This window comes from Flavobacterium sp. AC105 (assembly GCF_979258495.1).
The window spans coordinates 733731-745867 of the sequence record NZ_OZ409860.1; the positions used below are offsets into that span (position 1 = coordinate 733731).

The window sequence follows — 12137 nt, forward strand, 5'->3', positions numbered from 1 at the left end:
GTCTAATAGGGTAAAACCCTATTTCATGGGATTTTTCCCCTATTTATCAATTTGTCAGCTAAAATAGCGATTTTCCTTCAAAAACAAACACACCCATCTAACATTCAAATAATTAGGCATAAAACTATACTTGCCTTACGTATTTACCCTAGTAATGAAGTTGCTGACTGAAGTAGTTTTGGAATACGTAAACAATGCAACTAATTAGCCGAAAATGGATTTACAGTGTAGGTATCAAATAAGAACATCAATTTTAAGTATTAACACTCCAGCATAATAAAAAACAACTTACTAAATACACTTTATCATTGCCTCTTTATTATATCATTTCTAATTGAATTTAGCTTTTAATCCTGTAACCAATTAAACCAACTACATTATGAAAAATTTTTTAATACTCACATCATTACTCTTTCTACAAACTGTTTGTTCTCAAAATTTCATGTATTTAAATGCTATCGATTTTGATTTTACAACAAATAAGGCTGGCTATACAGGTCATTTTAATATTTATTCTCCTCCAATAGATTCGTCAAAGTGGGGATATAATGCTGGTGTTATGAAGATAAATTATTCAACTTCGGACAGCATAATGTTATATAGAGAAGATTTTGTCAAATTGAAACCACTTGATCAACTTACAATTGGAACTAAATATGAATCTAAGTTTAACGAGTATAAAAATAAAAATAAAATATCATCTTATAGTATTTACATACAACCTATGTATGCCTTAAAAAATCCAGTTGGAAATTCTACTAAGATATTTGCGCATGCACACGGCGAATTACTAATTTCGAGTATCGAGACCAATACAGGAATTAATACAATACAACGAGATACTTTGACAATAACATCATTAGACTCAATACCTCAAAGGATGTTGCCCACTCAAGGTAATAAATATAACAGAAAAAGCAAAAGTATCAATGGGTATTTTGGCTTAGGTATAACCTTCGATCTTAAATGTACAGATAAATCTCGTTTATTCTTTCAGCCAACGATTGGGTATACTACAAATTTCCCGCAGGCCTCTTCCGTTAACACAGATGGAATTGTAAATAGCTACTATCAAATTAACGAAATAAAAGATTGGAATTCCTTTTATCTTATACGAAGTTATTTTCGATACATCTTCGCACAAAGCAAAACAGGAGCGGATAAGGAGAGTGCTAAAGTTGCCTCATCAGAGCTCATTCTTGGAACTGATATAAGAGGATTATTTCCTAGATTTGCACCTTTTTATTCGGTGTATATAGGCATAAATTTAGATTTAGCTAAATTAACTGATTTGTTTAGTAAGTGAAGAAATGTACAATTTTTCCTTTTTAGGCTAATAATGTTTATACTTAATTTTGTCTCTAAATAGGTTGTCGGATTGATTTGCTTTTGTTTTTCTTCAAGTTTTGAATTGATTCATTTTTAAAGATAAATATTAAAATAAAGCCATAAAAAAAAACTCCTTAATTTCTTAAGGAGTTTTTTCGTGGGCGATGAGGGGTTCGAACCCCCGACCCCCTCGGTGTAAACGAGGTGCTCTGAACCAGCTGAGCTAATCGCCCTATTTTACTAGGTTGCTATCGTTTCGTGATTGCGAGTGCAAATATACGCTAGTTTTCGAGTTCTGCAAAGAAAATGAATTAAAAATTTAAAGTTTTTTTAATATATTTTCTATGTCGTTGTATTTGAATTTATTATAAAGTCGGTTTTTTAAAACTTTTTAAAATAATTCGAATCAGGTTTAGTTTAAAGGCAATTCGGCTACTACAAAAGTGCTTCCGCCAACATAAATAAAATCATTTTGGGTCGCATTTTTCTTTGCTTCCGCGAAAGCATCTTCAACCGAATCATATTTTTCTCCAATCAAATCATATTTTTTAGCCGCTTCTTTCAGGATTTCGGTATCTAAACCTCTTGAAGAATCAGGTCGGCAGAAATAATATTGTGCTTTTTTAGGAAACAATGGTAAAATAGAATCCAGGTCTTTATCATTAACCACACCCAGAACAATGTGCAAATTCTCAAAATTTTCTTTTTGGATCTGATTCATCACCACCGCTAATCCGTGTTTATTGTGTGCCGTGTCACAAATAATTTTCGGATTTTCTCCAAGTTGCTGCCATCTTCCTTGAAGGCCGGTATTTTTTACAACTTTCAGTAATCCGTTTTTTAGATTTTCATCCGAAACTTTAAATTCATTTTGAGCATTCAGAACCGCAATAGTTTCCTGAACCGTTTTCTTATTCTGAAATTGATAATCTCCAATTAAATCCGACGGAAAAACTTCCGAAATTAAATCAGATGTAAAATAAATAGGCGAGTGGTTGGCTTCGGCTTTAGCCAAAAATACAGGCTGCGTTTCCGGAGTATATTCTCCAATCACAACAGGAACATTTGGTTTTATAATTCCGGCTTTTTCCCCGGCAATTAATGCAGGCGTATTTCCTAAAAACTGAGTATGATCTAAGTCGATGTTTGTAATTACCGAAACCAAAGGCGTAATGATATTTGTGGCATCCAATCTTCCGCCAAGACCAACTTCTATAATTGCAATATCTGTTTTTTCGGAAGCAAAATAATCAAAGGCCAAACCAACCGACATTTCGAAAAAACTCATATCATTTGCCTCAAAAAAATCTTTGTGTTTGGCGACAAATTCACAAACAAAATCCTCTGAAATTTCGGCTCCGTTTATTTTAATTCTTTCTCTGAAATCTTTTAAATGCGGCGAAGTATACAATCCCACTTTATATCCCGCTTCTTGCAGTATAGAAGCCAACATATGCGAAGTAGACCCTTTGCCGTTTGTTCCCGCAACATGAATGCATTTTAACTGTTTTTCAGGATGATCAAGATGTGCCGCCAGCAAGTTAATATTGGTCAAATCTTCTTTATAAGCCGAAGCGCCCTGAAGCTGATACATTGGCAGTTGATTAAACATCCAATTCGTGGTTTCCTGATAGTTCATAATTTGCATAAAATGGTTGGTAATTGAAATAATTTTCCTTTTTTTTAGTTTAGTATTACAATGAAAATTATCTTTATTGCAAATTTCAAATATTTTTTAGAATTAATTATTAAAAACCAGAATTAATATATGTTTACTTTCATTCAATTACAAACAGATACCATTACAAACGCCGCATCTAACGTAGTTATCGAAAAAATCGCTCCAAATACCGAAATTTCTGTTTTAGGATTTATCTTAAAAGGAGGTTTTTTCCTAATCCCGATTGCCATTCTGTTATTCTATACTTTTTACGTAATTATTGAACGTTATTTATACATCAGTAAAGCGTCAAAAATTGATAGCCGATTAATGCAGGATGTGGGTGATAAATTGAATTCAGGTAATATTGAACTGGCCAGAACAATTGTTGAAAGAAGCGAAACAGCTGCAGCAAATATTTTGAAAGAAGGTGTTTTGGTTATTGGACGACCAATTGCTGAAATCGAATCAAATATGGATCGTGCTGCTGATATTGAAATTGGAGAAATGGAAAGACGTTTAGGTCACCTGGGACTTATTGCCGGTATTGCACCAACATTAGGTTTTATTGGGACAATTTCCGGAGTTATCAAGATTTTCTATAGCATTTCGGTTACAGAGAATATTAGTATTGGTAATATCTCAGGAGGTTTATACGAAAAAATGATTAGTTCCGGTTCCGGATTAATTGTGGGTATTATTGCCTATAGTGCTTACCACTTATTGAACGGAAAAATTGATGATTTTGCTTTAAAAATTCAGAAACAAATATTAGAATTTGTAAACATAATTCAAAGAGCATAGGTATGTCTATTAAAAGAAAGAGAAGATTTCATGCCGAAGTGGCGACTTCATCATTGAGCGATATTATGTTTTTCCTGCTGTTGTTTTTCTTAATTATCTCAACACTTGCAAATCCTAATGTTATCAAAATGACTTTGCCAAAAGCGAAATCAAATGAAAAAACAAACAAGCAACTGATCAGTTTATCAGTTACCGAAGATAAAAAGTTCTACATTGACAAACAGCCAGTTGAATTTGAAAATCTTGAAACCAGTTTAATGTCAAAAATAGGAGCCGACAAAGATCAAACCGTTGTCGTTCGTATTCCGTTTAATTTGCAGGTTCAGGACTTAGTGGATGTCTTGCAAATAGGAGTGAAGAACAACTTGAAGTTTGTGATTGCTACAAGTCCTAAGTAGATTAAAAAATGAATAACTTAGATCGATTACAGTTTTTATTAGATAAGAAAAAGTTTGCTGATTCAGAATGGGAAAATAGAGGATTGAATCCTTCAGGTTCTGATTTATGTGAATATATGGAAACGAGGTTTAACTCATGCTTAAGTTCTTTAATTGTTTTGGTAGAGAATAATTCGTCTCTTAAAATATTAAAAAAAGAGTTGAATAAAGGTTTAAAAAGTTTTAAACGATTCAATTTTGATACTGAAGAAAGAGAATTTATTTGCGATATCTTTGATGAGATTTCAAAAGAAATTGAAGTTGATTTTAAGAATGAATTGAACAGTTGGCTTTACGGAAGTTTTCTGGCTTACATTTTTAGAATTTCAAGGTTCTTAAAAGGAAAAGAGAAAATTTTAGAAATGTTATCTCAAAATTGTACCAAATGTAATTCTAAGTTAAAAACTACTATTTTAGCAAAAGATGATACGATTTTAGAATCTGATTTTTTAATTGTGAGATGTAAGTCTTGTAGAGGGTTTAATTTAATTGACAACGAACCAAATGTTAGTCAGTTAAGATTTGGAAATTATGAATTAGTAGAACAATTGCCAAAAAGTAATTACGACTTAAACGGAGCAAAAATAAGATTAAAACAATTGCAGTTTTTTCGAAAATAATATATTAAAAAAGGCTTTCTGAAAATTTTCAGAAAGCCTTTTTTAATTCGTGTAAATCTGTGAAATTCGTGTTTTTTAATTCAAACTAAAATTATAAATAATCTTTCCGGTTTGTTTTGCGGGTGCGTCGCTGTCAGCATCCCACTTGGTATTCATGGCAGCAATTTTAGCCTGATCCAGCAAGCATCTTGCTGTATTTGTAGTTCCTTTTATTCCGGGAGTTGCACTTATAGTTTTTCCAGTCTGGTCAACCGTAACTTCAACTACAACTTTTCCTTCTTCGTTACAAGTGTATTTTGGGGCAGGTTTCGATAATGCTTTTCGGTTTCCTAAGGAATATCCTGATCCGCCGCCAGAACCGCCGCCGCTTCCGGCTCCGTAACCGCTTCCGGTACCAATACCATTTCCGGTGCCGTTACCTCCGCCTGTTCCGCCACCAGAACCTCCGGTACCGTAATATCCGTTAGAACCTAAACTTCCGTTTGCTTTTCCTTTATTTCCGGCTACTTTATCGTTTCCGTCACCACCTTTGTTCGATCCTTTTAAAATGCTTGACAAAGCATCGTTTGTCGAATTAGAAACTTTTGGTTTCTCAGGAACGGGTTTTGTTTCCGGTTTTACAACGGGTGTAGGTTTTTTAGGTTTTTCTTTTGCAGGAATAATTACGTCTTCTGCAGTAGTAGCCGTATTTTCTTGTGTTATAATCGCTTCGTCAGGAGTTGCTTTTGCAGGAGCTTGTTTCGTTTCGTTTTTAACTTCTAAAACTTCGCTTTTGTAATTTGCCCCAGATCCTAAATCGCTGTCTCCAAAATTCACGGTTACGCCACCACCGCCACCACCTTCAGCAAGTGCCGAATTGTTCTCCGGATTATAAGGAGGCCAAAAACGGATGAAAAATAAAAGTAATAATAGTGCAGCATATATAGCTGTAGATATTAATAGTGATTTCTTTTTATCTGAAGAATCGGTCGAAGTCATTGTAGATTCTGAATTTTGTAATAGTATTTAATAAAAACGTTTAAAAGTAGTAAAAATTGTTTAGAATCAAAGGGAGAATTTAACCGCAAGGTTCGCAAAGGTTTACGCAAAGTTCACAAAGCTTGTTGAGTTGTTTTTAGCACGCAGATTTGGCAGATTGAGCAGATCTATTTTTAAAATTAAACTATTTTATTAATTCTTCAAAAGAAAAAATCTGCTCAATCTGCCAAATCTGCGTGAAAATTTTATTGCAAAGTTTTTTTATCTGTTTAAATCCGTGTAAATCTGTGGGCAAAATTTCACCACAAAGATTTGGAAATCTTTTTAATCCTTTTAATCTGCGGTAAAAAAAAACGGACCAAATAAAAGTATTTGATCCGTTTAGATTAAAAGTATAAAAGAAATTATACTAATTGTTTCAATGCAATCTCGAAAGCAGTTGCACTAATATTTGTTTTTGATGGATTTAGAGCATGAGCTTTTACAATCGCATTTTTTATAATTTCAGAAGTATCATTAAAAATAGCCTCATCAGTCATTTGTACTTTTTTCTCCATAAAATAAGCAAAAACCCTTGCCATTCCGCAGTTCGAAATAAAATCAGGAATCAAACTTACTTTATGATCTACTTCTTCCATAATCGAACCAAAGAAAATTTCTTTGTCAGCAAAAGGAACATTCGCACCACAAGAAATAACTTCTAATCCGTTCGCAATCAAACTATCGATTTGAGATTGAGCAACCAATCTTGAAGCAGCACAAGGCGTGAAAATTTCAGCACCAATTGTCCATATTTTAGAATTGATTTCCTCAAACGGAATCATATTTTCGGCAACTAATTTATTTCCGTCTTTATTAAGGAATAAAGTTCTGATTTCTTCAAATGAAAAACCTTCTTCTTTAATTAATCCGCCATCGCGATCAATAATCCCAATCACTTTTGCACCCATTTCAGCAAGATAAAAAGCCGCTGCAGAACCTACGTTTCCGAATCCCTGAACAATTGCTTTTTTTCCTTTAATATCACCGCCATAAGTAGCATAAAAATGGCGAACAGCTTCAGCAACGCCGTAACCTGTAATCATATCGGCAACAGTATATTTGCGGGTAACATCAGGAGAAAATTTAGGATTTTCAATAACCTTAATTACACCTTGACGTAATTGACCGATTCTGTTGATTTTATCAGCTTCAGTTGGTTTAAAATGTCCGTTGAAAACACCTTCCTGCGGATGCCAAACGCCACATTCTTCTGTCATTGGGATAACTTCGTGAATTTCATCCACATTTAAATCTCCCCCAGTTCCGTAATAACTTTTTAATAAAGGCGAAACCGCTTTATACCAACGTTGCAAAACACCTTTTTTACGAGGATCATTCGGGTCAAAATTAATTCCGGATTTAGCGCCTCCAATTGCAGGGCCAGAAACTGAAAATTTTACTTCCATTGTTTTAGCCAAAGACAGAACTTCGTTCATGTCTAAGCCTTTTCTCATTCTTGTTCCTCCACCGGCAGCTCCACCGCGTAATGAATTAATGACTGTCCATCCTTCAGCTTCAGTTTCAGAATCTTTCCAGTTAAAAACAATTTCAGGTTCTTTATTTTCAAATTGCTGTAATAAATCTTTCATTTTGTTGAGATATGTTTAGTTTGCGTAAAAGTATAAAATAGAATAATGCGAATAATGTATTTTATGCCAATTTTAATAAACAAAAAAAAGAAAGCCGAAAACACATTGTTTTCGGCTCTTTTTCTATAGAAAATCTTAGGAGATTATATTCCTAATAAATGTTTTTTCAAAGTATCGTCTACCGGTTTATCAGAAAGCCAGATGCCAAATAATGCTTTTTTGAAATCAAATCCGGGAATTTTTCCTTTTAAAGCTTCATTTTTATAAACATTGATCGTTTGATCAAGCGGATTATAGGCTAGTACAAACACATCTTTTTCTGTAATAGGATCACTTAAAAGTGTTTTAAACTGCTCGATTCTTGGTCGTAATTCTTCAAGATTGCTTCCTGCAGATTTTTCGAAACCAGTATTCATGGCTTTTGTTAATTTATTTGAAGAAACCATAGATGAAGTGATTTCAATTCTTATAGCCATTTCAGTATCACTATCAATGATAAAGTTTGGATCCTGACTTAATTGAGATAAATAAAGAGCTTGTACATAAACTTCTAACCACATTTTTGATCTTCCGCCTGCACCATTAAGCTGTAAAGTTTTATTTTGAAATTCAATTTTTCTCGGAACAGTTACACCATTTACCTCTAATTGAGTTTGGGCAGAAACTGTCGAAAATTGTAAACTTAAAAGGAGGGTAAGTAATAGTAAAATCTTTTTCATGTTCTAACGATATTATAATTTTTGGGCAAAAATAATGTTAATTTCTTAATAATTGGTTGTTATTCAGGATGTTTTTTTTATTGATATTTTTATTTTTTTAATCGTATTAGATTAATAATCAAATTAGTAGTACTTACTTTACGTAGTTTTACGCGTTTTAAGTATTGTTTAATCTTTTTGAGTTGAAAATTGTCTAATATTTTTTAAATTTCACTGTTTTTATATGTTTTTATATTCTTAAATTTTAAAGAAAACGTTGCAATATTAATGCTCCAGACTCCAAAATTCAATATTATTACGAAAACGTTATCGTAATCATTGCTGATCTATTAAATTTATATGCACGCATTGTTAATTTCACATTTAAAAATTATCTTTGGATGCCATTCAAAAAAATGCAAGAACAATTAAAAAACTCAAAACCAATCTTTTTATATAAACGATTTTTTTTCGATTTTGGTTTTATAAAAACAATAAACTACAAAAACTATGGATTTTAATCTGACCGAAGAACATTTAATGATTCAGCAAGCTGCAAGAGATTTTGCTCAAAACGAATTATTGCCTGGTGTAATCGAACGTGACGAAAAGCAAATTTTTCCAACAGAACAAGTGAAAAAAATGGGTCAATTGGGATTCATGGGAATGATGGTTGATCCTAAATACGGCGGAAGCGGTTTAGATGCTATTTCATACGTAATTGCTATGGAAGAAATTTCTAAAGTAGATGCATCAGCATCTGTAGTAATGTCTGTAAATAATTCATTAGTTTGTTGGGGTTTACAAGAGTATGGAACCGAAGAACAAAAACAAAAATATTTACCGGGTTTAGCATCAGGAGAAATTCACGGCGCATTTTGCTTAAGTGAGCCGGAAGCGGGCAGTGATGCAACTTCGCAAAAAACTACTGCGATCGATATGGGAGATCATTATATCGTAAACGGAACAAAAAACTGGATTACAAACGGAAACACAGCTTCGGTTTATTTGGTAATTGCGCAAACGCATCCGGAGAAAAAACATAAAGGAATCAATGCTTTGATTATGACCAAAGATATGCCTGGTTTTTCGGTTGGACCAAAAGAACAAAAAATGGGAATTCGTGGTTCTGATACACATTCATTAATGTTTAATGATGTAAAAGTTCCAAAAGAAAATAGAATTGGAGAAGATGGTTTCGGGTTTAAATTTGCGATGAAAACCCTTGCGGGAGGAAGAATCGGAATTGCATCTCAGGCTTTAGGAATCGCTTCAGGAGCTTATGAATTAGCTTTAAAATATTCGAAAGAACGAAAAGCTTTTGGAACTGAAATCTGTAACCATCAGGCAATTGCTTTTAAATTGGCAGATATGGCGGTGAATATCGAAGCAGCCCGTCATTTATGTATGAAAGCAGCCTGGGATAAAGACCAGCATAAAAATTATGACGTAAGTGGTGCCATGGCAAAATTATTTGCGTCGCAAGTTGCAATGGACACTGCGGTCGAAGCCGTACAGATTCACGGTGGAAACGGTTATGTAAAAGAATATCATGTAGAGCGATTTATGCGTGATGCAAAAATTACTCAGATTTACGAAGGAACTTCAGAAATTCAGAAAATCGTAATTTCAAGATCGGTTATTGCCGGATAAATTTCCTTACAAAAATATATTTTTAGACCCTTTCAGGCATTTGGCTTCGAAAGGGTTTTTTGTTTGCTTCTTAAAATTGTTACATTTACACAAAGCAAATTTATATGTACGAGGATTTAAAATATTGGTATTTACGCGACCATAAGTTATTTAGAACTTTAAGTTTTTCGCAAATCAAGCAGTTGTGCATTATTACAGGTTTTAAAAAAGCCTCAAAAGGAGAGATAATTTATTTTTCTTCTTCAGATGTGCCACGTATATTTTTACTTAAAAAAGGAAATATCAAAATTGTTGCAATTGATGAAGATGGCAATGAAACCATAAAAGATATTATCCAGAAAGGCGATTTGTTTGGCGAACTAACTTTGGAAACTGATGACAAAGTCGAAGAATATGCTAAAGTACTTTCTGACGATGTTGCGATTTGCAGTTTTTTAATGTCTGATTTTGAAGATTTATTGCTTAAAAATCCAACATTGGCACTTTCATACACCAAATTTGTTGGTTTAAAAATGAAACGCATCAAAAATAGTTATGCCAATTTAATTTCTAAAGATGCAAAAACCAGATTGTATCAGTTTATAAAAGATTGGGCAGAACAAGAAGGCGTTAGAAATGGTAATATGGTGGCAATCGAAAACTATTTGACCCAAAACGACATTGCCCAGATTATTTGCACTTCAAGACAAACTGCCACTCAATTATTAAATGAAATGGAAAATAATCAGCTTTTGCATTACAGCAGAAGCGAGATTATCATTCAGGATATTACCAAATTATAATTATTTTAGGCTAAGTGTAAATTAGCCGACATTTTGCTTTTTCATAGTACAGTAGTTTTACATCATCAAAAATGATAAAATTTAAAACTATGAAAAAAATACTCTTTATGCTTTTGGCAACCATAAGCTTTGTCGCTAATGCCCAAAACGCAATCGCTAAATCTGCGACTGATATTTCTCCTTTATTAATAGGCGAAAAAATTCCGGATGTTACCTTAAAGTCATCTGCAAATGCTGATGTTAAACTTTCTGATTTATTTAAAAACAAAAAGACAGTTTTAGTTTTTTATCGTGGCGGCTGGTGTCCGTATTGTAATGCACACTTGCAGGCTTTGGCTGAAGCCGAAAAACAAATTCTGGATTTAGGATATCAAATTATCGCTGTAAGTCCGGATTCTCCTGAGAATTTAAAAAGCACCGGAGAAAAAGACAAAGTAAAATACACCTTGCTTTCTGACTCAAAAGGAGAACTTATCAAACAAATCGGAATTGCTTATGAAGCTCCGGAAAACTATAAAGCAGTAATTAACGTACATTCTAATGGAATCAATACGAGTTTATTACCTGTTCCGTCAGTTTTTGTTGTCAATCCTGAAAGCGATATTTTATTCGAATATATTTCACCGGATTTTAAACAGCGCATAACGACTGAATTACTTGTGTCAGTATTAAAAACTTTAAAATAAAACAAAATGAAAAAGGTAATAGTATTGTTATTGATTTTGGTTTCGGGTATTTCATTTGCCCAAAATGATGCCAAAAGAATTAGCCAGTATAATTTAGAAAACAAAGTTGCAATTCAGGGTTACGATCCCGTGGCCTATTTTAGCAAAGGAAAAGCAATTAAAGGAAAAAATGAATTATCGACATCGTATCAGGGTGTGACTTATAAATTTTCGTCAAGCGAAAACAAAGATGCTTTCGTAAAAAATCCTGTCAAGTATGAGCCGCAATATGGCGGATGGTGCGCATATGCAATGGGAAGTGCCGGTGAAAAAGTTGAAATAAATCCGGAAACTTTTAAAATCGTTGATGGCAAACTTTATTTATTTTACAATGCTTATTTTAATAATACACTAAAAAGCTGGAATAAAGACGAGAACAATTTAAAGTCGAAAGCAGATACAAACTGGAAGAAAATTTACAAATAGTCGCGTCATGAAAAAAGAAATTACAGTATGGATTTTACGAATAGTAGCTGCAGTTATTTTACTGCAGACACTATATTTTAAATTCAGTGGGGCAGAAGAAAGCATTTATATTTTTTCGACTTTAGGAATAGAACCTTATGGAAGAATTGGTTCCGGAATTGCTGAATTAATTACTGCAATTTTAATTTTAATTCCCAGAACAACCTGGATTGGTGCTTTTACCGGATCCGGAGTTATGATTGGTGCTATCTTATCGCATTTGTTTGTTTTAGGAATCGAAGTTAAAAACGACGGAGGAACTCTTTTTACCCTGGCAGTTATAACGTTGGTTTGTTGTTTAGGATTGCTTTATTTTGACAGAAAAAAAATCTCTAATCTTCTAAATATAAAATGA

Annotated in this window: 13 protein-coding genes and 1 tRNA gene; 9 read left to right on the forward strand and 5 right to left on the reverse strand. The window is 33.2% G+C overall.

The genetic code is table 11. The annotated features are described in order from the left end of the window. Positions 1-379 precede the first annotated feature (379 nt). The gene (locus tag ACZ0AH_RS03100; RefSeq protein ID WP_463474422.1) at positions 380-1306 is read left to right on the forward strand and encodes a hypothetical protein; all 927 of its coding nucleotides are present in this window, start codon (positions 380-382) and stop codon (positions 1304-1306) included. A gap of 181 nt (positions 1307-1487) precedes the next feature. On the opposite strand, the gene ACZ0AH_RS03105 is transcribed toward ACZ0AH_RS03100, so the two are convergent. Beyond that, positions 1488-1562: transfer RNA gene (locus tag ACZ0AH_RS03105), tRNA-Val, on the reverse strand. Between the two features lie 179 nt (positions 1563-1741). Continuing rightward, a complete protein-coding gene (locus tag ACZ0AH_RS03110) occupies positions 1742-2968 on the reverse strand; it encodes a bifunctional folylpolyglutamate synthase/dihydrofolate synthase (protein ID WP_463478084.1) in 1227 nt (408 codons plus the stop codon). A gap of 129 nt (positions 2969-3097) precedes the next feature. Between ACZ0AH_RS03110 and ACZ0AH_RS03115 the strand changes: the two genes are divergently transcribed. From ACZ0AH_RS03115 to ACZ0AH_RS03125, 3 genes are read left to right on the forward strand one after another with little or no spacing between them, the layout of a single operon-like run. Continuing rightward, positions 3098-3793, forward strand: coding sequence for a MotA/TolQ/ExbB proton channel family protein (locus ACZ0AH_RS03115; RefSeq protein ID WP_463474423.1), 696 nt, complete (start codon positions 3098-3100; stop codon positions 3791-3793). A gap of 2 nt (positions 3794-3795) precedes the next feature. After that, entirely contained in the window at positions 3796-4191 is a 396-nt protein-coding gene (locus ACZ0AH_RS03120) for an ExbD/TolR family protein (protein WP_463474424.1), read from the forward strand. A gap of 8 nt (positions 4192-4199) precedes the next feature. Further along, positions 4200-4850, forward strand: a complete 651-nt coding sequence (locus ACZ0AH_RS03125; protein WP_463474425.1) for a hypothetical protein — start codon at positions 4200-4202, stop codon at positions 4848-4850. Positions 4851-4925: 75 nt separating this feature from the next. Here ACZ0AH_RS03125 and ACZ0AH_RS03130 read toward each other — a convergent pair whose 3' ends face one another. From ACZ0AH_RS03130 to ACZ0AH_RS03140, 3 genes are all read right to left on the reverse strand, one after another. Continuing rightward, on the reverse strand, positions 4926-5828 hold the full coding sequence (locus ACZ0AH_RS03130) for an energy transducer TonB (protein ID WP_463474426.1): 903 nt from the start codon (positions 5826-5828) through the stop codon (positions 4926-4928). A gap of 404 nt (positions 5829-6232) precedes the next feature. Then, on the reverse strand, positions 6233-7459 hold the full coding sequence (locus ACZ0AH_RS03135) for a Glu/Leu/Phe/Val dehydrogenase dimerization domain-containing protein (RefSeq protein ID WP_463474427.1): 1227 nt from the start codon (positions 7457-7459) through the stop codon (positions 6233-6235). A 143-nt stretch (positions 7460-7602) separates the two neighbouring features. Further along, the gene (locus tag ACZ0AH_RS03140) at positions 7603-8178 is read right to left on the reverse strand and encodes a chalcone isomerase family protein (RefSeq protein WP_463474428.1); all 576 of its coding nucleotides are present in this window, start codon (positions 8176-8178) and stop codon (positions 7603-7605) included. A gap of 489 nt (positions 8179-8667) precedes the next feature. Here ACZ0AH_RS03140 and ACZ0AH_RS03145 point away from each other — a divergent pair, with 489 nt between their 5' ends. From ACZ0AH_RS03145 to ACZ0AH_RS03165, 5 genes are all read left to right on the forward strand, one after another. Continuing rightward, positions 8668-9810 (forward strand): acyl-CoA dehydrogenase, encoded by a 1143-nt coding sequence (locus ACZ0AH_RS03145; protein WP_463474429.1) that lies wholly within the window; start codon positions 8668-8670, stop codon positions 9808-9810. Positions 9811-9914: 104 nt separating this feature from the next. Continuing rightward, a complete protein-coding gene (locus tag ACZ0AH_RS03150) occupies positions 9915-10592 on the forward strand; it encodes a Crp/Fnr family transcriptional regulator (RefSeq protein WP_463474430.1) in 678 nt (225 codons plus the stop codon). Positions 10593-10681: 89 nt separating this feature from the next. Next, positions 10682-11278: a peroxiredoxin family protein gene (locus ACZ0AH_RS03155; protein ID WP_463474431.1), complete on the forward strand. Its 597-nt coding sequence runs from the start codon at positions 10682-10684 to the stop codon at positions 11276-11278. 6 nt (positions 11279-11284) lie between these two features. Further along, positions 11285-11743 (forward strand): YHS domain-containing (seleno)protein, encoded by a 459-nt coding sequence (locus ACZ0AH_RS03160; RefSeq protein ID WP_463474432.1) that lies wholly within the window; start codon positions 11285-11287, stop codon positions 11741-11743. Between the two features lie 7 nt (positions 11744-11750). Continuing rightward, on the forward strand, positions 11751-12137 hold the full coding sequence (locus ACZ0AH_RS03165; protein ID WP_463474433.1) for a DoxX family protein: 387 nt from the start codon (positions 11751-11753) through the stop codon (positions 12135-12137).

What these genes read in the sequence shown, in the direction of transcription:
- ACZ0AH_RS03100 (WP_463474422.1), top strand. Translation starts at nt 380, where the DNA reads ATGAAAAATTTTTTAATACTCACATCATTACTCTTTCTACAAACTGTT.
- ACZ0AH_RS03110 (WP_463478084.1), bottom strand. Translation starts at nt 2,968, where the DNA reads ATGAACTATCAGGAAACCACGAATTGGATGTTTAATCAACTGCCAATG.
- ACZ0AH_RS03115 (WP_463474423.1), top strand. Translation starts at nt 3,098, where the DNA reads ATGTTTACTTTCATTCAATTACAAACAGATACCATTACAAACGCCGCA.
- ACZ0AH_RS03120 (WP_463474424.1), top strand. Translation starts at nt 3,796, where the DNA reads ATGTCTATTAAAAGAAAGAGAAGATTTCATGCCGAAGTGGCGACTTCA.
- ACZ0AH_RS03125 (WP_463474425.1), top strand. Translation starts at nt 4,200, where the DNA reads ATGAATAACTTAGATCGATTACAGTTTTTATTAGATAAGAAAAAGTTT.
- ACZ0AH_RS03130 (WP_463474426.1), bottom strand. Translation starts at nt 5,828, where the DNA reads ATGACTTCGACCGATTCTTCAGATAAAAAGAAATCACTATTAATATCT.
- ACZ0AH_RS03135 (WP_463474427.1), bottom strand. Translation starts at nt 7,459, where the DNA reads ATGAAAGATTTATTACAGCAATTTGAAAATAAAGAACCTGAAATTGTT.
- ACZ0AH_RS03140 (WP_463474428.1), bottom strand. Translation starts at nt 8,178, where the DNA reads ATGAAAAAGATTTTACTATTACTTACCCTCCTTTTAAGTTTACAATTT.
- ACZ0AH_RS03145 (WP_463474429.1), top strand. Translation starts at nt 8,668, where the DNA reads ATGGATTTTAATCTGACCGAAGAACATTTAATGATTCAGCAAGCTGCA.
- ACZ0AH_RS03150 (WP_463474430.1), top strand. Translation starts at nt 9,915, where the DNA reads ATGTACGAGGATTTAAAATATTGGTATTTACGCGACCATAAGTTATTT.
- ACZ0AH_RS03155 (WP_463474431.1), top strand. Translation starts at nt 10,682, where the DNA reads ATGAAAAAAATACTCTTTATGCTTTTGGCAACCATAAGCTTTGTCGCT.
- ACZ0AH_RS03160 (WP_463474432.1), top strand. Translation starts at nt 11,285, where the DNA reads ATGAAAAAGGTAATAGTATTGTTATTGATTTTGGTTTCGGGTATTTCA.
- ACZ0AH_RS03165 (WP_463474433.1), top strand. Translation starts at nt 11,751, where the DNA reads ATGAAAAAAGAAATTACAGTATGGATTTTACGAATAGTAGCTGCAGTT.